This is a genomic window from Ralstonia condita, assembly GCF_958405655.1.
GTDB classification, from domain to species: Bacteria; Pseudomonadota; Gammaproteobacteria; order Burkholderiales; family Burkholderiaceae; genus Ralstonia; species Ralstonia condita.
The window spans coordinates 268974-289033 of sequence record NZ_CATYWO010000004.1 but is presented as its reverse complement, the minus strand read 5'-3'; the positions used below and the strand labels follow the sequence as shown (position 1 = coordinate 289033).

The window sequence follows — 20060 nt, the reverse complement described above, 5'->3', positions numbered from 1 at the left end:
ACTCAAACAGCCTTAAACGCCCTCCGAGCCGCCTCAAACGTCGCATCCAAAATCGCATCATCATGCGTGGAAGACACAAAACCCGCCTCAAACGCAGACGGCGCCAGATAGACGCCCTGATCCAGCATCGCATGGAAGAACGCATTGAAGCGCCCAACATCGCTCTTGGTCACTTCAGCAAAGCTCGTCGGCACGCCCTCGCGGAAGTAGATGCCGAACATGCCGCCCACGCTGTCGGCGGCAAAGGGCACGCCAGCTTCGTGTGCGATGCCTGAGAGTCCGTCCACGAGCTTGCGTGTCTGCGCGCCCAGCCGGTCATGGAAGCCTTCTGCTGCGATCAGGCGCAGCGTGGTCAGCCCGGCGGCTACGGCCAGCGGATTGCCCGACAGTGTTCCGGCCTGATACACGCTGCCCAGCGGCGCCAGGAAGCCCATGATGTCGCGGCGCCCGCCGAATGCGGCGGCCGGCATGCCGCCCCCGATCACCTTGCCCAGGCACGTCAGGTCCGGCTTGATGCCGTACAGCGCCTGCGCGCAACCGAGCGCCACGCGGAAGCCGGTCATCACCTCGTCGAAGATCAGCACGGCGCCGTGCTCGGTACAGAGCGAACGCATGGCCTGGTGGAATTCGCTGCTGCCACGCACGAGGTTCATGTTGCCGGCCACCGGCTCGACGATCACGGCCGCGATTTCGTTGCCGTGGCGCGCGAACGCTTCACGCAGCGCGGCCACGTCGTTGTACGGCAGCACCATCGTGTGCTTGACCACGTCTTCGGGCACGCCGGCGGAAGACGGCGCATTCTGCGTCGTATCGGCAAACGTCAGCAGGCCCGACCCGGCCTTGACCAGCAGGCTGTCTGCATGACCGTGGTAGCAGCCTTCAAACTTGACGATCAGGTCACGGCCCGTGAAGCCGCGTGCCAGGCGCAGGGCGCTCATGGTTGCCTCGGTGCCTGACGACACCAGCCGCACCTGCTCGATCGACGGCACGAGCTTGCAGATCTCCTCGGCCATGACGACTTCCGCCTCGGTCGGCGCGCCGAACGAGAAGCTATCGGCCGCCACCTCCTGCACGGCGCGCACGACTTCGGGTTGGGCGTGACCGACGATCATCGGGCCCCACGAGCCAACGTAGTCGATGTAGCGGGTGCCGTCGGCGTCCCACAGGTACGGACCAGCTGCCTTGGCGATGAAGCGGGGGGTGCCGCCGACCGAGCGGAACGCGCGCACCGGCGAGTTCACCCCGCCGGGGATGGTCTTCTGGGCACGTTCAAACAGGGCGGCGCTGCGGGAAGGAGTCGACATGGATGCAGTTGGATCAGAGAAGCGCCGGGCGGGAGAGCGCTGCGGCGCGGTTAGAAGACGGGTTTGGGTGCGATTGTGCGGCGTTTGGCGCAGATGCGGTATGAACGCAATCAAACACCAAGCCTGCACCGCGCCTGTTCTGGCGCGGGCGGGCGCGATTCGGTACCATCTGGCCTGCCATTTTAATAGACGGAACCACCGAAGCTTTGCCTTATGGAACAACAGATTGAATACAAGACGTGGATGTGCCTGATTTGCGGCTGGATCTACGATGAAGAACAAGGCGCCCCGGACGACGGCATCGCCCCCGGCACCAAGTGGGAGGACGTACCCATCAATTGGACCTGCCCCGAGTGCGGCGCGCGCAAGGAAGACTTCGAAATGGTCCAGATCTGAGCCGGGTCTGACCAGTTTCCCCTCGGCAAGTGAGCGGTTGCCCTCTTGCCGATCCCCAGATATCAGGAAGTGACGCATCCATCGAATCCAGCCGATGGGTCTCGTCGCTTCCATGCCACACGCAGCCGGCGGACGATCGGCGCCATTGACGGCGAATAGGTGACTTGTCACACTTCGTCAAATTCTGAGCTTCACACTTCATAAGCGGGCCGGGGGGCGTAGTTTTGAAGTCGTCGCCAGCGTGGGCCGTCAGGGTGCACGCTGGGTGGTGATTTGCCGCGATCCATCCGGTCAGAATGTCGTGGCGACCCGTGGTCGCGCAATGCGAGAACATGATGCAATCCGCGCGGGTGGAACAACTGACTGACTCTCAATCCCTGGTGAACGCTCTTGCCGGCCGCAAAGTGCTGGTGATCGACGACTCCAGCACCATCCGCCGTACCGCGCAGATTTTCCTCACCCAGGCCGGCTGCCAGGTCATGCTCGCCGAAGATGGCTTCGACGCCCTGGCCAAGGTGGGCGATCTGAAGCCCGACCTCGTGTTCTGCGACATCCTGATGCCGAACGTGGACGGCTACCAAACCTGCGCGCTCATCAAGAAAAGCCCAAAGTTTCATGCCACGCCCGTGATCATGCTGTCGTCGCGCGACGGAATTTTCGACCGTGCGCGCGGCAAATCGGTCGGGGCGGCGGACCACCTCGCCAAGCCCTTCACCAAGGAGGCGCTGCTGGAGGCGGTCCAGACCCATCTGTCGGCGGCGTAGGTTGCCCGGCAGGGTTGGCTCTCTATCAACGAAGGACTGTTTGTATGGCAATCAAGAAAGTGTTGGTGGTCGATGATTCTCCGACCGAGGCGCTGCACCTGTCGGAAATCCTCGGCAAGAACGGCTTCAAGGTGTCGGTCGCGGCCGATAGCGAGCAGGCGATGACCAGGCTCGAAGCCGAAGCCTTCGACCTGATCCTCATGGACGTGGTGATGCCGGGCCAGAACGGCTACCAGACCACCCGCGCCATCAAGAAGGACGAGCGCTTCCAGAATATCCCCGTGATCATCTGCACCACCAAGGGACTGGAAACCGACCGTGTGTGGGGCATGCGCCAGGGCGCGTCCGACTACATCGTCAAGCCGGTCAAGGCAGAAGAATTGCTCGACAAGATCGCCAAGCTCGCGCAGCAGTAAGCCAGCCACCGACCCAGGACGCACCGGACATGACCGAGACGCGCACGAACCTGACCTCCCGCCAGCGCCTGCATGAATACCAGGCGATGCTTGCGCGCCGCCTGCAGGAGGCGCGCGCGAAGTCCTCGACGGAAGGCTTTCTGGGGGTGCAGATCGGCGAGCACCACTGGCTGCTGTCGCTCACGGACACCGGCGAAGTACTGGATTATCAGCCGCCTGCCCGTGTGCCGCTCACGCAGGCGTGGTACCTCGGCCTGGTGAATGCGCGCGGCAACCTGCTCGGCGTGATCGATTTCGGCCTGTTCTGCGGTGAGGCGCCGACGGCCGGTGGCCCTGGCGCCAAGATCGTAGTGCTTTCCAAGGACCCCCAGCGGGCCTGTGCCATCGTTGTGCCGCGCGTGGCGGGCCTGCGCAGCCTGACTGATCTCCAATTGGCCGAGGCCGCGCCGGACGAGAGCCGTCCGTGGCAGGGCCGCGCCTGGCGCGATGCGCAAGGCATGCTGTGGCGCGAGCTGGATGTGCGGCAATTGCTGGCAGATCCGGCGTTCCTGCAAGTGGGCCGCAGCCGCGCCTGAACGCGCGGCGCATGCTGTACGGACCGGGGCGCTCGATCGGCCCGGCAAAGAACGAGAAAGATTGCGTGCGTTCGCAACGGGAGCGAGCGCGCACGAGGGCAACAGGTGCGGACCACGCCGGGCAAGACAAGGCATGGACGCGGATGGGAAATCCATGTCGTCGGTCTCGATAACGCGAGCGGGCGGCATCGAAAAAATAAGAGGGTCCTATGGGGTTCAAGTGGTTCAACGCGGGTCGTCGTGCTGGAGTTGAGGCAGGGACGCCGGAGGTTGCAGTGGAGGGCGCTTCCGCGGCTTCCGTGCAGTTGGATGATGCGGCCCATGTGGACGACGGCCAGCCCGCCGGCGCGGCCGGGCAACTGGGCCGCACGCCCGTTGACGCGATGGTCGGCTGGATGGAGCGCGTGCCGTTTGCCGCCCAGCAGCGGTTGTTCACCATCGGCCTGTTGGTCGGCCTGCTTGCCCTGCTGATCTCGGTGTACCTGGATAACCGCCAAGCCAACAACGGTTCGGTGCAGATCGAAATTGCCGGTGACACGCTGATGCACTCGCAGCGTCTGGCCAAGGCCGTGCCGGTGGCGCTGCTGGGTAATGCCAACGCCTTCGCGCAGCTCAAGGAGAGCCGCGCGCGCCTGCAGGAGAACCTTGAAGCGCTCAAGAACGGCAGCGCCGAACGCGGCGTGCGAGCCACCTCCAGCGGCGATGCCCAGGCGTTCCTCGACAAGTCCATCGAAGAGTGGAAGCGCAGCGAGAAGAGCGCCCAGGCCATTCTGACCCAGGAAAAGACGCTGGTGGCGGTGGGCAAGACGCTCAACGTGTTCAACGCGTCCAACCCCGAACTGCTGGAAGAGGCGGAGCAGATCGCCTCGATGAAGCTGCAGACCAATGCCCCGGCACGTGAAGTGGCGGCCTCGTCGCAGCTCGTGATGCTGACGCAGCGTCTCGGTAAGAACATGAACGAGTTCCTGGCCGGCGAAGGCGTGAACCCCGAAACGGCGTTCCTGCTCGGCAAGGACACCAACACGTTCAATGAAACCCTGAACGGCCTGCTCAACGGGTCGGAGGCGCTGCGCCTGTCGGCGGTGACCGATGCCGAGACGAAGGGCTACCTGACCGAACTGCAGTCGCGCTTCGACAACGTGCAGAAGACCACGCAGATCATCCTGGAGAACCTGCCTGGCCTGATCGCCGCCAAGCGCGCCCAGCAGCAGATCTTCAACGACAACGAGAAACTGCGCGCTGACCTGTCCGATCTGCAATCGGCGTACTCGAACAGCGTGCGCAACCGTCCACTGACGCTGGGCGCGGTGGTGCTGTCGGCCATCCTGACCGTGGTCTGCCTGGCTGGCCTGGCCGCCCTGTACCTGCGCGATTCGCGTGTGCGTACGATGGAAGCAGAAGCCCGTCAGCGTGAAGCTGAAGAGCGCCGGATGGTGGAAAAGCGCAACAACGACGCCACCCAGGCCGCCATTCTGCGTCTGATGAACGAGCTGCAGGACATTGCAGACGGTGACTTGACCAAGCAGGCCACCGTGTCCGAAGACATTACCGGCGCCATCGCCGACTCGGTGAACTACACCGTGGAAGAACTGCGCGAGCTGGTCGGCCGGGTGCAGCAGACGGCCGAGCAGGTGACGCAGGCATCGTCGGCGGTGCAGACCACGTCGGAAAGCCTGGTGGCCGCATCGGAAGAACAATCGCGCCAGATTCGCCAGACCGGCCAGTCGGTGGTGGAGATGGCGGACCGCATCACGCAGGTCTCGCGGGGCGCCGCTGAATCGGCCAACGTTGCACGCGCCTCGCTGGCCGCTGCCGAGCAAGGCCAGCAGGCCGTGCAGAACGCCATCACGGGCATGAACGACATCCGTGACCAGATTCAGGAAACCTCGAAGCGGATCAAGCGCCTGGGCGAATCGTCGCAGGAGATCGGTGAAATCGTGGAGCTGATCTCGGACATTACCGAGCAGACCAACGTGCTGGCACTGAACGCGGCCATCCAGGCGGCATCGGCGGGTGAAGCCGGTCGCGGCTTCTCGGTGGTGGCGGAGGAAGTGCAGCGCCTGGCAGAACGTTCGGCCGAGGCAGCCAAGCAGATCGGCGCGCTGATCCGCACGATTCAGACCGACACGCAAGACGCGGTGCACGCCATGGAGCGCAGCACGGCGGGTGTGGTGGAAGGGGCGAAGCTGTCCGATAACGCCGGTGCCGCACTGGTGGAGATCGGCCGCGTGTCGCGCCAGCTTGCGGAACTGATTGAGAGCATTTCGCAGACGACGTCGCATGAAGCGACGCTGGCTTCCGACGTCGCGCAGAACATCGAACAGATCCTGCACATCACGGAACAGACGTCGACCGGTACGCGCCAGACCGCACAGTCGGTGCGCCAGCTCACGCAGCTTGCCGAAGAGTTGCGTGACTCGGTGGCGCGGTTCCGCATCGCCTGATTCGCGTCACGACGCCGTCACTGGATTTCGGGCGGGAGCGCCAAGGGGCTCACCGAGGCAACTGCGGCAACCGCCATCTGCTTTTTGGAAGCACACATGCGTCATCAATCTGCCGCCGAGCCCGCCCAGTCCCATCCTGCCTCGTCCGGGGCGGCTGGCGTCCCTGCGGCGCGCCCAAGGTCCGCTCCGTCGAGCGCACAGGCGCGGGATCTTTCCGCGCTGGCCTGGGTGGCGCCCAACATGCGCGCCGCGCTGGACGACGCCGTGCGCGAGTTCGGCGAATACGCGGCCGAAGTCACAGCCCACCCGGAAGTCATCGGTGCGCGCGATACCACCTCGCTGCGGCTGGCCGGCCAGTATCTGCATCAGGCGGCCGGTGCCCTGCTGATCGTCGGGCTGCGCGGCGTCGATGTGTACTGCGAGGCGGCCAAGCGTCTGCTGGATGCCGTGGATGCTGGCTCGGTGCCCGCCGACATGCAGACGCTCGATGTCTTCTCGCGCGCCGTGCAGGCGTTGCAGGAGTACGTGGCCGACCTGATGGCCGGCATGGCCGAAGAGCCGCTGCGCCTGTTCCAACCGTATCAAGCCGTGCTCGCCCGCCTGGGCGAAGAGCGCATCCACCCCGCCGACCTGTGGGCCGATGAGCTGCGCCACCTGCCGGCGCTGCTGCTGCCCTCGCGTGACCTGCCAGGTCTCGCGCGCCTGCGCCGCAAATTCGAACTGGCGCTGTTGACCGCGCTGCGCGCGCCGGCTTCCGCCGAAGGCGCCCAAGCCGATCCGGCCGCCGCTGCGGCAGCGTACGCCCCCCTTGAAGAACTGCTGCACGGCATCCGTGCGCTGGAGCGCGAACCCCGCCGGACGGGCGATGACCTCCAGCGCGATCTCTGGCTCGTGCTGGCGCTGACGTTCGGCGCGTTGCGTGCCGGCCTGGTGCCGGCCGATCTGACCGCCAAGCGTCTGGCCGCGCGCGTCAACCTGCTGCTGCGCCAGTACTCGCACAACAACGTCCAGCTGCCGCAGGGGCTGCTGACCGACGCGCTGTACCTGCTGGCGGGCATGGCCTACAACAACGCCCCAGCGGCGCCGATGGGCGATGACACGCTCGGCCCGGACATCGTTGCCTGCGTCGAGGCTTTTGCGATTCCACCCACGCATGCGCCGGCCGGTGCGCTGCACACGCGCCAGTACTACGCGTTGCTCCCGACCGATGCCAGCGACACGCTGCAACGCGTCGGCCGCACGCTGGAAGCCCTGAGCCAGCAGGCTGCTCCGGCTGCCGATGAGCTCGACGCTGCCTTGCAGACGCTCGCGCTGCACGCCGGAGCGCTGGGCCAGCCCGCCCTGGGTGAACTGTCCAACCGGTTGGCAGACGCCGGCACGGGGGACATTGCCCCGGCGCTGCAATTCCTGTCGCGCATGCTGGCACGCCCGTGGGCGCTGCACGGCGAGTCAGGCGATTTGCGCAGCGCCTGGTTTGCCGCCCGTTGCAGCGAGCTCGCCGCGTCGGACGCTCACACGACGCCCGCATGGCTCGCGCTGCTGGCGCAAGAAGCCGCGCAACGCCGAGCCCGGGCCGAGCAGGTCCGCGCGCTGCAGACGTTGCTGGCTTCGGCCGAGACGCATCTCGACGCCTTCGAACGCGAAGGCGAACAGGGCGGTGGCCTGCAAGAAGCCCATCGTCTGTTCGGTGAGATGCAGGGAGCCTTTGCCACGCTCGGCGCTGATGCGGCCGTGCGTGCGACGGAGGTCGCGCAGTCGACCATTGCCGCGCTGCAAGCGGCCGGCGAGCGTCCCGCCGAACGCGAGCGCTGCCTGGCTGCCCTGGCCGCCAACGTCAGTGGGCTGCAGAGCCTGCTCGACGCATTGTCCATCGGCGCGGAACTGACCGGCGGACAGGTCGACGAGATCGTCATCGCAGGGAGGCTGACGCCGACCGAGCGCGAGGTTGCGTGGCAGGCATTCGTTTTCGATGCGGAATCGGGCATGCTCACCCGCCGCGAAGCCCACACGGACGCGCAGGATGCTGCCCAGGCCGCCGATGCCGACACGGTATCGCCGCTGCAATCGCTGGTCGACCGCCTGCTGGCCAGGCAGCCTGCCGACCCGGCTGACCCGCTCGCGGCCGAGTTGCGCACCGCGCTGCAGCAGGCACGCGACGCCGCCGCCATCGACGACGATCCCGTGCGCCGCCGCCGCCTGGAAGAGGCGCTGGCCCAGTTCGACGCATGGCAGGTGGGCAGCGCAGGCGCGCTGGAACGCATGCAGGCCGCGCTGGCGGCACCGGCGACCACGCCGTCTGCGGCGGCGCCTGCGCCGGCTGCCGCGGCCCGCGATACCCAGTCCGTTGATGCCGAATTGCTCGACATCTTCCTGTCCGAAGCTGAGGAAGTCTTGGCTGGCGTGCGTACCGATCTGCACGCACTGCACGCTGCCGCCGAGGCCGGCTCGGGCGGTCTGGCCGCGGGTTCGGACCTCGACTTGCTGATGCAATTGCGCCGCGCCTTCCACACGCTGAAGGGCTCGGGCCGTATGGTCGGCCTCACGCGCTACGGGGAGGCCGCCTGGGCCATCGAGCAGGTCATGAACGTGTGGCTGGCGGAAAGCCGCGTGCCGACGCTCGACCTTGCCGCATTGCTCACGCGCGCTGAAGCCGAGCTGTCGGCGTGGGCGGCGGCCATCGCGCAAATGCCGCAGGCCGATCACCCGATCGAGCCGCTCGTTGCGGCCGCCGAGCGGGTGCGTCATGGCGGCCCGTTTGTCTGGCTGGAGGCGGCGCCTGAAGTCGATAGCCCTGCCGAAACCGGTGCGGCCGTAGCCGACGCCTCCGAACCTGCCGCTGACGCCGCGTCCCTGATCTGGGAGGACGAACCGGCCGCCGCCGAGCCGCACACGCCTGGCGTGGTATCCGATACGCCGGACGCCGAGGCCCAGACGCCGTACTCCGCGATCGAAACGCAGGACGCTCGATTCGAAGCGACGACCGCCGGGTTCGGGACCGCGAACGCCGCGTCCGACATGCCGGTTGCCGCGCAAGACGAAGGCGAGCCGCACGCCGAATCGGATGCGCCGGCGCATGCTGCCGAGGGTGACGCCAAGGTGATCCCGTTCCCGTTCGCGCAGACCGGCGCACCGGAAGAGGCGCCGCACGACGATGGCGTGAAGGCCATCGGCCCGGTCCGCATCAGCGTGGCCTTGTACAACGTCTACCTGCAGGAAGCCGATGATCTGATCCGGCGGCTGGGCGTGGATTTCTCGGAATGGCGCCATGAAGGGCGTACGCCGCCGAGCGAGCTTGCCCTGCGCGCCGCCCATACGCTGCAAGGCAGTTCCGCCGTGGTGGAACTGGAACCGGTGCGCCAGCTGGCGGACGCGCTCGAGCAGGCCTTGCTGAACCTCAATAGCCGCCCGGTGGCCATGCACCCTGGCGACTTCCGCCTGCTCGACCAGGCTGTCGAGCGCATGCGCGGCATGCTGCATCAGTTTGCCGCGGGTGTCTGGCCGGAGGCCGATGAGCCCGTGCGGCGCAGCCTGGAAGAGCTGTGCGAGCGCTTGCTGCTGCGTCCTCGCTTGCCGCTGGAGCCCGCGCCGCAGGCTGTCATCGAAGCCGAGCAGGCCGAGAACGAAACGGCGGGCCTGGCCGGTGAACCTGCATTCGCGCCGCCTGCGGGCCTCGTGCCGCTGGCGCCGGCATACCCGTCGCCGGTGGCGGAACCCGCCGTCGCGGAACTCGTGCGCCAGGCGCCTTCCGATGCGCTCGATCCCGCGCTGCTAGAAATTTTCCTGGAAGAAGCGCACGTTGCCCTGCCGGAACTCGGCCAGCACCTGCGCGCGTGGGAAGCCGCGCCGCAGGACCGCACCGGCTCGGGCCTACTGCTGCGCAACCTGCACACCCTGAAGGGCAGCGCGCGCATGGCCGGTGCCATGACGCTCGGCCAGGTTGCGCACGAGATGGAAAGCGCCATCGAGACCGGCCTGCGCCAGAACCGTGTGGACGACACGCTGTTCCGCAAGCTTTACGTGTGGTTCGACCGGATTCAGGCGCACGTCGATGCGCTGGGGTCGGGCACGCTGCTGCCGCTGGACGCCGGGCTGGCCGACGCTGCCGTTGCCCCGCAGGCGCCCGCCGAGGAGCAGGCTGCGTCAAGCCCGTCGATGTTGCCGGCCGTGGCCACGACCAGCGTCGATCTGACTGGTGTGCGCAGCCCCGAAACCGAAGCGCTGGAAGTCGCCGAACGCCAGCGTGCGATGGTGCGCGTGCAGGCGCGTGCGCTCGATTCGCTCATCAATGATGCGGGTGAAGTCGGTGCCGCGCGTGCGCGTCTGGAGTCGGAAGTCGACGCGCTCAAGACCTATCTGTCGGAACTGAACGACAACGTGGCGCGTTTGCGCTCGCAGGTGCGCGAGATCGAAATCCAGGCCGAAACGCAGATGGAGTCGCGCATTGCCGATGCGGCTGCCCACGACGAATCGTTCGATCCGCTGGAGTTCGACCGATTCACGCGCTTGCAGGAACTCACGCGGATGATGGCCGAGTCCGTCAATGACGTGGCAACGGTGCAGCAGAACTTGTTCCGTGGTTTCGATCAGGCGTCGCTCGATCTGGAAACGCAGGCGCGCCTCACGCGCGGCCTGCAGCGCAGCCTCATGCGTGCACGCATGGTGCAGTTCGATACCGTGGCCGACCGTCTGTATCGCGTGGCCCGTCAGGCCGCGTCGGAAACCGGCAAGGAAGTCCGCCTGTTCATCAAGGGCGGTACGGTGGAACTGGATCGCAGCGTGCTGGACCGCATGGGCGGCCCGTTGGAACACATGATCCGCAACGCCGTCGCACATGGCATTGAATCCGCCGACGAGCGCCGCGCCAAGGGCAAGAATCCCGCTGGCGAACTGACGCTTGAAGTGCAGCAGGAGGGCAACGAAGTCGTGCTGCATTTCGTCGACGACGGCGCCGGCCTGAACCTCGACCGCATTCGCGCCCGCGCACTGGAGCGCCAGCTTCTGGCGCCCGACGAGGAGGCCAGCGACGCGCGCCTGACCGAGATGATCTTCACGCCGGGCTTCTCCACGGCGGATCAGGTGTCCGAGCTGGCCGGCCGTGGCGTCGGCATGGACGTGGTGCGTGCCGAAACCGTCGCCCTGGGCGGCCGGATCTCGCTGCAGACCACGCCGGAAGTCGGCACGCGTTTCACCATCCACCTGCCGTTGACGACGGCCATCACGCAGGTGCTGCTGGTGCGCGTGGGTGAGCGCGTGTACGCCATTCCGTCGGGCATGATCGACCACGTCCAGCAGCTGCGTCCGCAATCGCTGGCCGAGGCGTACAACGCCGCCGCGCTGCAACTGCCGACCGGGCCGGTGCCGTTCCACTACTTCGGTGCGCTGCTCGAAGAGGCGCAGCCCGTGACAGGCGGCCGTAAATATTCGCCCGCCGTGGTGGTGCGCAACGGCGCCGACCGCGCCGCCGTGCACGTGGACGAAGTGATCGGCAACCGCGAAGTGGTGGTCAAGCACATTGGTCCGCACCTTGCGCGCCTCGAAGGGATTGCCGGTGCGACCACGCTGGGCGACGGCGAGATCGTGCTGATCTACAACCCGGTCGTGCTCACGCAGCGCTTTGAACGTGAAGCCGCCGCGCTGGGGTTGCCGCAGGCCGACCAGGAGACCACGGGCGCCGTGGCAGAGCTCTCGCGCAACGGCAGCACCGACGCCGTACCCGGCCTTGCGACCCAGCCGATCGTCATGGTGGTCGACGATTCGCTGACGGTGCGCAAGGTCACCCAGCGTCTGCTCACGCGCTCGGGTTACCAGGCCGTGCTGGCGCGTGACGGCGTGGATGCGCTGCGTCAGTTGCAGGAGATCACGCCCGACGCCATGCTCGTCGACATTGAAATGCCGCACATGGACGGCTTCGACCTCACGCGCAACGTGCGTGCGGATGAACGCATCGGCGCCACGCCGATCATCATGATCACCTCGCGTACGGCGGACAAGCATCGCCGCTATGCCGCGGAGATCGGCGTGAACGTCTACCTGGGCAAGCCGTACAACGAAGAGGAGTTGTTACAGCATCTGCGTAACCTGATTGGCGAACGCGCGCCGGCAGCCAACGTCGGTTGAGGCGGCTGTCTTCGGACAGCATGACAGCGGGCCGGTGGATTACCGGCCCGTTGGCTTTGGGGCGTCAGTCTTGGCCAGGCTTGCCCAGTGCCGCCGCTTTTGCGCCGGAGGTGCGCTCGGCCTTGGTAACGCCGTATCGCTCCAGCGTGGCGGCGCGTGCGGCCGCATGGTCGACAATCGGGCGGGGATACGTCTGTCCCAGCACGATGCCAGCGCTCTTCAGCACATCGGCGGGGGCCGTCCACGGCGCGTGAAGGAACTTGTCAGGGAGCCTGGCGAGCTGCGGCAGGTATTTGCGGATGAAGCGGCCCTGCGGATCGAACTTTTCCGACTGCGTGACGGGGTTGAAGATGCGGAACCACGGTTGTGCGTCACACCCGCTCGAGGCCGCCCATTGCCAGCCGCCGTTGTTGGCGGCGAAATCGAAGTCGTTGAGCACGTCGGCAAAGTACTGTTCGCCACGCCGCCAATCGACACCCAGATCCTTGATGAGGAAGCTGGCCGCCACCATGCGCAGGCGGTTGTGCATATACCCGCTCTGGTGGATCTGCAGCATGGCGGCGTCCACCAGCGGATAGCCGGTGCGTGCCGCCTTCCACGCTTCGAAGCGGGCGTCGCCCGTTTCACCATCGACCCAGCGGATGCGGTCGAACTCCGGATGGAACGACGCGCCATCGGCCAGGTCGGGGCGGTGATGCAGGATCATGAAATAGAAGTCGCGCCAGATCAGTTCCGACAGCCAAGTGGCGGCGCCCTGGCTGCCTCGCAGCATGGCGGCATGTGCGCGGGCCGCCAGCGTGCGGATCGACACCGTGCCGAAGCGCAGATGCGTTGACAGGTAGCTCGGGCCGCGCAGGGCGGGGAAGTCGCGCTTCGCCTGGTAGTCGTCCATGCGGGATTCAAAATCGTCGAGCAGCGACTGCGCCCCCGACATGCCGCTGGGCAAGGCGATCTCCGACAGATTCGAGCGCGCAAAGCCCATCGCTTCAAGCGACGGGGTGGCGGGCGCGAGGGCCTCCGGGGGCGTGGCCAGCGCGCCGAAGTACGGCTCGGTCGGGTATGCACGCAAGTCGAACGGGGTGAGGGCGGCCAGCCATGCGTTCTTGTACGGCGTGAAAACACCATACGGCTTGCCTTGGCCGTTGAGGATCTCGTCGCGCTCGAAGACGACCTGATCCTTGAAGTCGAACCACGCGCACGGCTGCTGGGCGAGCGTCTTGCGCACAGCCTCGTCGCGGGCCTGGGCGGCCGGCTCCTCGTCGTGATTGGCAAAGACCGCTTCTGCGCCAAGCGTGCGTGCCAGTTCCGGTATGGCATGGCCGGGATGGTCGTGCACGACAATGAGTTCGCCTCCGGCCTCGCGCAGGGCACCGCGCAGTTCCTCGACGGACGCGCGGATGAACTCGATCCGGCGATCCGCCTGGAGCCCGCGTTCGAGCAGTGCGTCAAGGATGTCGCGGTCGAACACAAAGACGCAATAGACCTCGCGGCAGTGCCGCAGGGCATAATGCAGCGCCGCGTGGTCGATGTGCCGCAGATCGCGCCGGAACCATACGAGGCCGCGCTGGAAATGCGTACCGATGTCATACGGCTGGCGGGTTCGAGTGGGTAGCGGCATGTGCGGCGGGCTCGGCGAGTTTGAAGATTCGGCCGAGCGTATCGCAAAATCGGCGCCTGATCTCTTTTTCCACGTTGTTGTCATGACTGCTCCATCTGTCCGTCTACCGCTCTATCGCATCCTGCAATCCCAGGGCTTTGGCACGCGCCGCTATTGCAAGGACCTGGTGCTCGCGGGGTTGGTCAGCATCGACGGAACGGAGATGGAGGACCCGGATGCCCTGGTCGATACGGCCGGGCTGGTGCTGGACGTTGACGGCGAACGCTGGACGTATCACGCCAAGGCTTATCTGATGCTCAACAAGCCCGCCGGGGTGGAGTGTTCGCAAAAGCCGAAGCACCATCCGAGCGTCTATACGCTGCTGCCCGTGCCGCTGCGCGAGCGCGGCGTGCAATGCGTCGGGCGTCTGGACCAGGACACCACGGGCCTGCTGCTGCTGACCGACGACGGCCAGTTCGTCCATACCCTCACCAGCCCGCGCCATCAGGTGCCCAAGGTGTACGAGATCACGACCGCCGAGCCGGTCACGGATGCGCAGGTCGCCCAACTGTGCGCGGGCGTGCTGCTGGCCGACGAGAATGAACATGTCGCCGCCGCCTGGGCCGAGCGCGTTGACACGCATCATCTGCGCATGGCGCTCACGCAGGGCAAATACCATCAGGTCAAACGCATGGTGGCTGCGGCCGGCAACCATGTAGAAGGGCTGCACCGCAGCGCCATCGGCGGGCTCACCCTCGGGACCGATCTGGCGCCCGGTGATTGGCGTTGGCTGGACGCGTCGGATCTGGAGGCACTGAACACCACACCGCCGCGCGCTGGTTCGAGTGCATGAATCGCCACACGGATTCCTGCGCTCGCGGGTCGAATCGTCCAAATGAAAGGGGCGGCGGTCGGGTGCTTTTGGTAAACTAGACTTATGGCCCCGCCGGACGCACCTATCAATCTCACGAATCAGTTCCTGATCGCTATGCCTGGCATGGCGGACTCCACGTTTTCCGGCACGGTCGTGTACATGTGCGAGCACAACGAGCGCGGCGCGCTCGGCCTCGTCATCAACCGGCCCATCGACCTCGACTTGGCGACACTGTTCGACAAGATCGACCTGAAGCTCGAAATCCACCCCCTCGCAGAACAGCCCGTGTATTACGGCGGCCCGGTGCAGACCGAGCGCGGCTTCGTCCTGCATGACGCCACGGGTGCGTATTCCTCGTCTCTGGTGGTGCCGGGCGGTCTGGAGATGACGACCTCCAAGGATGTGCTCGAAGCCGTCGCCCACGGCGGCGGGCCGGAGCGCTTCATCCTGACCCTCGGGTACGCCGGCTGGAGCGCCGGCCAGCTGGAAGATGAAATCAGCCGCAATGGCTGGCTGACCGTCCAGGCCGATCCCGAGGTCATCTTCAACGTGCCTGCCGAGGAGCGGTTCGCTGCCGCGCTGAACCTCCTAGGCATCAGCCCTGCCATGCTGTCGGGCGAGGCCGGACATGCCTGAGCCGGCATGGGCGACGGGCCCGGCCACGGCTTCCGTGCCCGCCGCAGGCACCTTGCTGGCATTCGATTACGGTGAAAAGCGCATCGGCGTAGCGCTGGGCAACTCCATTACGCGTTCGGCGCGGGCGCTGGAAACCATCCCCAATCGTTCGGTCGATTTCCGTTTTGCGCAGATTGCGCGCCTGGTCAACGAATGGCAGCCGGTCGGTTTTGTTGTCGGCATGCCGGTGCACCCCGATGGGGAAGAGCAGCCCATGATCAAGCTCGCCAAGCGCTTCGGCAACCAGCTTCATGGCCGATTCGGGTTGCCGGTGACCTGGGTGGACGAGCGCTACTCGTCGATCGCCGCGCAGGACGCCGGCGCTTCCGACGATGTGCTCGACGCCGAGGCCGCGCGCATCATCCTCCAACAGTTTTTCGACGAAACACACGCATGACATCGCAACAGATCGATGCCGAGGCGCTGTACCAGAGCCTCGTCGCACAATTGCGCACGCGGATGGCCGAGGGCCATGCCTGGTCGGTGGCCGGCATCGTCAGCGGCGGCGCCTGGATTGCCCGGCGCCTCGCCCATGATCTCGGTTTGCCGGAATACGGCGTGATCAACGTCGCCATGCACCGTGACGACTACGCCAAGAAAGGCCTGCACGCCAAGGCGCAGCCGACCACGCTGCCGTTCGACGTGAACGAGCGCCGCATCCTGCTGGTGGACGACGTGCTGGCCAGCGGCCGCACCATCCGCGCGGCGATCAACGAGCTGTTCGACTACGGCCGGCCGGCGGCGGTGGAGCTTGCGGTGCTGGTGGACCGCGGCGAGCGCCAGTTGCCCATCGCGCCGGATTACATCGGCGAGCGTGTGACGCTGCCGGCCGACGAGTCGCTCGTGCTCAGCGAAGCCGGCGAGGGCGCCGCCGCCCGCTTTACCTTCACGCGCGAGCCCAAGGGTGTCTGACCGCGCGCGCTGCAGCGTTTCCCGTTTTGTATTGACCACGCTTTTGTCGCCTTCTGTCGCTTTTCGTCTCTCATGACCAAGACTTTCGCCAACCCGCAGCTCACGAAAAACGGCGAGCTCAAGCACCTGCTGTCGATCGAGGGGCTGTCGCGCGACATCCTCACGCACGTGCTGGACACCGCGCAGCAGTTCGTCTCCGTATCGGATTCCGACCGCGAGGTGAAGAAGGTGCCGCTGCTGCGCGGCAAGAGCGTGTTCAACCTGTTTTTCGAGAACTCCACGCGAACGCGCACCACGTTCGAGATCGCGGCCAAGCGGCTGTCAGCGGACGTGATCAACCTGAACATCAATGCGTCGTCGACGAGCAAGGGTGAATCGCTGCTCGACACGATCAACAACCTGTCGGCCATGCAGGCGGACATGTTCGTCGTGCGGCATGCCAGTTCAGGGGCACCGTACCTGATCGCCCAGCACGTCGCGCCGCACGTGCATGTGATCAACGCCGGCGATGGCCGCCATGCGCACCCCACGCAGGGGCTGCTCGACATGTACACCATCCGCCACTACAAGAAGGATTTCTCGAACCTGACGGTGGCGATCGTCGGCGATATCCTGCATTCGCGCGTCGCACGCTCCGACATCCATGCGTTGACGACGCTGGGCTGCGCCGAAGTGCGCGCCATTGGCCCGCGTACGCTGCTGCCAGGCGGCCTCGAACACATGGGCGTGCGCGTCTTCCACAACATGGAAGAGGGCCTCAAGGGCGTGGATGTGGTGATCATGCTGCGCCTGCAGAACGAACGCATGAGTGGCGCGCTGCTGCCGTCCGCCCAGGAATACTTCAAGGCGTACGGCCTCACGCTGGAGCGCCTGGCGCTGGCCAAGCCGGACGCCATCGTCATGCACCCGGGCCCGATGAACCGCGGCGTGGAAATCGACTCCGCCGTCGCCGACGGGGTGCAATCGGTGATCCTGAACCAGGTGACCTTCGGTATCGCGGTCCGCATGGCCGTGATGGGCATCGTGGCTGGCAACAACGACTAAGAAGACCGATGAAACTGCATATCAAGGGTGGCCGCCTGATTGATCCGGCCAACGGCGTCGACGCGCAACAGGATCTGTACATCGCCGCAGGGAAGGTGGTTGGCGTTGGCCACGCTCCGGCGGATTTCCATGCCAACAAGACGGTCGACGCGACGGGCCTGATCGTATGCCCGGGCCTGATCGACCTGTCTGCCCGCCTGCGCGAGCCGGGCTACGAATACAAGGCCACGCTCGAATCGGAAATGGCAGCGGCCATGGCCGGCGGCGTGACGTCGCTGGTGTGTCCGCCGGATACCGATCCGGTGCTCGACGAGCCCGGCCTGGTCGAGATGCTCAAGTTTCGTGCGCGCAACCTGAACCAGGCGCACGTGTATCCGCTGGGTGCACTGACCGTCGGCCTGAAGGGCGCCGTGCTCACGGAAATGGCCGAGCTGACCGAATCCGGCTGCGTGGGCTTTTCGCAGGCTGACGCGCCGATGGCCGACACGCAGGTGCTGATGCGTGCGCTGCAGTACGCACAGACGTTCGGCTTCACGGTCTGGCTGCGCCCGGAAGACCCGTATCTGGGCAAGGGCGGTGTGGCCGCAAGCGGCCCGCTGGCCTCACGCCTGGGCCTCTCCGGCGTGCCGGTGATGGCCGAGACCGTGCGCCTTCATACGATTTTCGAACTGATGCGCAGCACCGGCGCACGCGTGCATCTGTGCCGCCTCTCATCGGCGGCCGGCATCGACCTCGTGCGCCGCGCCAAGTCAGAAGGCCTTCCCGTCACGTGCGATGTCAACGTGCACCACATCTCGCTGACCGACGTCGACATCGGTTACTTCAACTCGCAGATGCGCTTCGTGCCGCCGCTGCGCTCGGGCCGCGATCGCGACGGGATCGTGCGTGGCCTGGCTGACGGCACGATCGATGCCATCTGTTCCGATCACACGCCCGTGGACGACGACGAGAAGCTGCTGCCGTTTGCTGAAGCCTCGCCGGGCGCGACCGGTCTCGAGACGTTGCTGCCGCTGACGCTGCGCTGGGCGGCCGAACACAAGGTCGAGCTACCAAAGGCGCTGGCCCGCATCACCAGCGAGCCGGCCCGCGTGCTGGGTTTGCAGGCCGGTTCGCTGGAGGTGGGTGCGCTGGCGGACGTGTGCGTGTTCGACCCCGACGCCACATGGAAGATCGAGCCGGGCAGCCTGCGCAGCCAGGGCAAGAATTCGCCGTTCCTGGGCTTTGAAGTGGCAGGCCGCGTGCGCGCCACGCTGGTCGCAGGGCATCTGGCCCATGAGCGGCATTGACGGCCCGGTAGAGAACGCGCCGCCGCAGGTGAGCGCGTCCCACCCGCAGCGCAGGCACCTGCTGCGCAAGCTGCGCTTGCTGGTGCATCTGGCCGAAGGCCTCGCCACGTGCGCGCTGCTGTTCTGGTGGATTGGCCCGACCCGCAAGCGCGCACTGATCCAGCGCTGGTCGCGCAAGCTCCTGGCGTTATTCCGCGTGTCGCTCGTCGTGCACGGCGAGCCCGCCGAGGTCGAGGACATGGCAGGCTCGATGCTCGTGTCGAACCACGTTTCGTGGCTCGACATCTATGCCATCAACAGCTGGCACCCGCCGCGGTTCGTCGCCAAGTCAGAGATCCGCAGTTGGCCGGTGGTCGGCTGGCTGTGCGCGCAGACCGGCGTGCTCTTTGTCGAGCGTGCCCGCAAGCGCGATGCCCATCGCATCATGCATGCCATTGCCGACGCGTTGCGAGGCGGTGATGCCATCTGCGTGTTCCCCGAGGGGACGACGTCGAATGGGCTGCACCTGTTGCCGTTCCACGCCAATATGTTCCAGGCACCCGTGAGCGCCTGCGCACCGATTCGACCGCTGGCGCTGCGTTATCGCGTTGCCGCCACGGGCGAACTCACGACGATTCCGGCGTACATCGATGACTTGTCGTTGCTGGACTCGGCCAACGCCATCCTGAATGGCCCACCGCTGGTCGTGGAAGTCTACGTGGGCAAAGCCGTGGCACCGGAGATGGACCGCCGGTCGCTGGCCGCACATAGCCAGCATGCCGTCGCGGCGCTGATTGAGCGGGCTGGCTAGGCTAACGCGGCTACGGCTTCTTGTGCGCGAGCGGGTCCTGCGCCTGCTCGCAGTCGACCTGCACCACGTCGCGCTCGGCCGGCGCCAGTGACAGCTTCACCGCCGTCAGCTTGCCGCCCCATACGCAGCCCGTATCGAGGCCCACCACGTCGTCGCGCATGACCAGCCCGCGTGTCGACCAATGCCCGAAGACGATGGGCGTGCCGCGCGTGCGTCGGCCCGGTACGTCGAACCACGGCATATGGCCGTCGGGTGCGCCCTCGGCATCCGTGGTCTCAAACTCCATCGCGCCGTCCGGTGTGCAGAAACGCAGCCGCGTCAGTGCGTTGATCGTGAGGCGCAGGCGGTCCATGCCGACGAGATCGTCGCTCCACTTGGCCGGGTGATTTCCGAAGGCATCGGCCAGGAAGGTCTTCCAGTACGGGCTGCGAAGCTCGCGCTCCACTGCACCCGCCAGTTCGAGGACATCGCCTGTCGTCCACTGGGGCAGCACGCCCGCGTGAACCATCAGGAAGCCATCTTCAAAGATCGCCAGCGGTTGATGCCGCAGCCAGGTGACGAGCTGGTCGCTATCGGGCGCAGCGAGGATGTCCGCAAGGGTGTCTCGCTTACCCGGCTTGCGGACCCCGGCCGCGACGGCCAGAAGGTGGATGTCGTGGTTGCCGAGCACCGTGCGGGCGCGGCCGGCTTCGCATAATTGGATGACCTGCCGCAGCGTGGCGAGTGATTCTGGGCCGCGGTTGATGAGGTCGCCTACGAAGCGTAACGGGGCTTCAGCGGGGAGGGCTGCAAGCAGGGTGCGGAGGGGGGAGCAGCAGCCTTGGAGGTCGCCGATGGCGTGGGCAACTGGACTCACGTTTTCACTC

General features: G+C 66.3%; 16 protein-coding genes. 13 read left to right on the top strand and 3 right to left on the bottom strand.

From position 1 onward, the window contains the following. Positions 1 to 2 precede the first annotated feature (2 nt). Positions 3 to 1304 carry a glutamate-1-semialdehyde 2,1-aminomutase gene (gene hemL / locus R2N03_RS15150; RefSeq protein WP_316658463.1) on the bottom strand — a complete coding sequence of 434 codons (1302 nt, stop codon included), beginning with the start codon at positions 1302 to 1304 and terminating at the stop codon, positions 3 to 5. Positions 1305 to 1517: 213 nt separating this feature from the next. Here hemL and R2N03_RS15145 point away from each other — a divergent pair, with 213 nt between their 5' ends. The 6 genes from R2N03_RS15145 to R2N03_RS15120 all read left to right on the top strand — a co-directional run bounded on the left by R2N03_RS15145 (position 1518) and on the right by R2N03_RS15120 (position 12016). Further along, positions 1518 to 1700: a rubredoxin gene (locus R2N03_RS15145; protein ID WP_003261842.1), complete on the top strand. Its 183-nt coding sequence runs from the start codon at positions 1518 to 1520 to the stop codon at positions 1698 to 1700. Between the two features lie 335 nt (positions 1701 to 2035). Further along, positions 2036 to 2464, top strand: a complete 429-nt coding sequence (locus R2N03_RS15140) for a response regulator (RefSeq protein WP_428984417.1) — start codon at positions 2036 to 2038, stop codon at positions 2462 to 2464. Positions 2465 to 2508: 44 nt separating this feature from the next. Further along, positions 2509 to 2880, top strand: coding sequence for a response regulator (locus R2N03_RS15135; RefSeq protein ID WP_316658415.1), 372 nt, complete (start codon positions 2509 to 2511; stop codon positions 2878 to 2880). A 29-nt stretch (positions 2881 to 2909) separates the two neighbouring features. Continuing rightward, positions 2910 to 3455, top strand: coding sequence for a chemotaxis protein CheW (locus tag R2N03_RS15130; RefSeq protein WP_316658414.1), 546 nt, complete (start codon positions 2910 to 2912; stop codon positions 3453 to 3455). Between the two features lie 209 nt (positions 3456 to 3664). Then, complete coding sequence (locus R2N03_RS15125) at positions 3665 to 5899, top strand: methyl-accepting chemotaxis protein (RefSeq protein ID WP_316658413.1); 2235 nt, start codon at positions 3665 to 3667, stop codon at positions 5897 to 5899. A 96-nt stretch (positions 5900 to 5995) separates the two neighbouring features. After that, positions 5996 to 12016: an Hpt domain-containing protein gene (locus R2N03_RS15120; RefSeq protein WP_316658412.1), complete on the top strand. Its 6021-nt coding sequence runs from the start codon at positions 5996 to 5998 to the stop codon at positions 12014 to 12016. 64 nt (positions 12017 to 12080) lie between these two features. On the opposite strand, the gene R2N03_RS15115 is transcribed toward R2N03_RS15120, so the two are convergent. Next, the gene (locus tag R2N03_RS15115; protein WP_316658411.1) at positions 12081 to 13634 is read right to left on the bottom strand and encodes a cryptochrome/photolyase family protein; all 1554 of its coding nucleotides are present in this window, start codon (positions 13632 to 13634) and stop codon (positions 12081 to 12083) included. A gap of 82 nt (positions 13635 to 13716) precedes the next feature. On the opposite strand from R2N03_RS15115, the gene R2N03_RS15110 reads away from it, so the two are divergent. From R2N03_RS15110 to R2N03_RS15080, 7 genes are all read left to right on the top strand, one after another. Then, positions 13717 to 14466, top strand: a complete 750-nt coding sequence (locus R2N03_RS15110) for a 16S rRNA pseudouridine(516) synthase (RefSeq protein ID WP_316658410.1) — start codon at positions 13717 to 13719, stop codon at positions 14464 to 14466. An 84-nt stretch (positions 14467 to 14550) separates the two neighbouring features. Further along, positions 14551 to 15123, top strand: coding sequence for a YqgE/AlgH family protein (locus R2N03_RS15105; protein ID WP_316658408.1), 573 nt, complete (start codon positions 14551 to 14553; stop codon positions 15121 to 15123). Next, positions 15116 to 15559: a Holliday junction resolvase RuvX gene (gene ruvX, locus R2N03_RS15100; protein WP_316658406.1), complete on the top strand. Its 444-nt coding sequence runs from the start codon at positions 15116 to 15118 to the stop codon at positions 15557 to 15559. Before R2N03_RS15105 ends, ruvX begins: the two co-directional genes overlap by 8 nt. After that, positions 15556 to 16074 carry a bifunctional pyr operon transcriptional regulator/uracil phosphoribosyltransferase PyrR gene (gene pyrR / locus R2N03_RS15095; RefSeq protein ID WP_316658405.1) on the top strand — a complete coding sequence of 173 codons (519 nt, stop codon included), beginning with the start codon at positions 15556 to 15558 and terminating at the stop codon, positions 16072 to 16074. The genes ruvX and pyrR overlap by 4 nt, the downstream gene beginning before the upstream one ends. Before the next feature lie 72 nt (positions 16075 to 16146). Next, positions 16147 to 17118: an aspartate carbamoyltransferase catalytic subunit gene (locus tag R2N03_RS15090; protein WP_316658403.1), complete on the top strand. Its 972-nt coding sequence runs from the start codon at positions 16147 to 16149 to the stop codon at positions 17116 to 17118. A gap of 8 nt (positions 17119 to 17126) precedes the next feature. Continuing rightward, on the top strand, positions 17127 to 18404 hold the full coding sequence (locus R2N03_RS15085; protein ID WP_316658401.1) for a dihydroorotase: 1278 nt from the start codon (positions 17127 to 17129) through the stop codon (positions 18402 to 18404). Beyond that, on the top strand, positions 18391 to 19194 hold the full coding sequence (locus tag R2N03_RS15080; RefSeq protein ID WP_316658399.1) for a lysophospholipid acyltransferase family protein: 804 nt from the start codon (positions 18391 to 18393) through the stop codon (positions 19192 to 19194). The genes R2N03_RS15085 and R2N03_RS15080 overlap by 14 nt, the downstream gene beginning before the upstream one ends. 10 nt (positions 19195 to 19204) lie before the next feature. On the opposite strand, the gene R2N03_RS15075 is transcribed toward R2N03_RS15080, so the two are convergent. After that, positions 19205 to 20050, bottom strand: coding sequence for a symmetrical bis(5'-nucleosyl)-tetraphosphatase (locus tag R2N03_RS15075; protein WP_316658397.1), 846 nt, complete (start codon positions 20048 to 20050; stop codon positions 19205 to 19207). Between the last annotated feature and the right edge of the window lie 10 nt (positions 20051 to 20060).

Coding starts and splice junctions, on each gene's coding strand:
- R2N03_RS15120 (WP_316658412.1), top strand. CDS start 5,996: ATGCGTCATCAATCTGCCGCCGAGCCCGCCCAGTCCCATCCTGCCTCG.
- R2N03_RS15110 (WP_316658410.1), top strand. CDS start 13,717: ATGACTGCTCCATCTGTCCGTCTACCGCTCTATCGCATCCTGCAATCC.
- R2N03_RS15140 (WP_428984417.1), top strand. CDS start 2,036: ATGCAATCCGCGCGGGTGGAACAACTGACTGACTCTCAATCCCTGGTG.
- R2N03_RS15130 (WP_316658414.1), top strand. CDS start 2,910: ATGACCGAGACGCGCACGAACCTGACCTCCCGCCAGCGCCTGCATGAA.
- R2N03_RS15115 (WP_316658411.1), bottom strand. CDS start 13,634: ATGCCGCTACCCACTCGAACCCGCCAGCCGTATGACATCGGTACGCAT.
- R2N03_RS15090 (WP_316658403.1), top strand. CDS start 16,147: ATGACCAAGACTTTCGCCAACCCGCAGCTCACGAAAAACGGCGAGCTC.
- hemL (WP_316658463.1), bottom strand. CDS start 1,304: ATGTCGACTCCTTCCCGCAGCGCCGCCCTGTTTGAACGTGCCCAGAAG.
- R2N03_RS15085 (WP_316658401.1), top strand. CDS start 17,127: ATGAAACTGCATATCAAGGGTGGCCGCCTGATTGATCCGGCCAACGGC.
- R2N03_RS15135 (WP_316658415.1), top strand. CDS start 2,509: ATGGCAATCAAGAAAGTGTTGGTGGTCGATGATTCTCCGACCGAGGCG.
- R2N03_RS15125 (WP_316658413.1), top strand. CDS start 3,665: ATGGGGTTCAAGTGGTTCAACGCGGGTCGTCGTGCTGGAGTTGAGGCA.
- R2N03_RS15105 (WP_316658408.1), top strand. CDS start 14,551: ATGGCCCCGCCGGACGCACCTATCAATCTCACGAATCAGTTCCTGATC.
- R2N03_RS15080 (WP_316658399.1), top strand. CDS start 18,391: ATGAGCGGCATTGACGGCCCGGTAGAGAACGCGCCGCCGCAGGTGAGC.
- R2N03_RS15145 (WP_003261842.1), top strand. CDS start 1,518: ATGGAACAACAGATTGAATACAAGACGTGGATGTGCCTGATTTGCGGC.
- pyrR (WP_316658405.1), top strand. CDS start 15,556: ATGACATCGCAACAGATCGATGCCGAGGCGCTGTACCAGAGCCTCGTC.
- ruvX (WP_316658406.1), top strand. CDS start 15,116: ATGCCTGAGCCGGCATGGGCGACGGGCCCGGCCACGGCTTCCGTGCCC.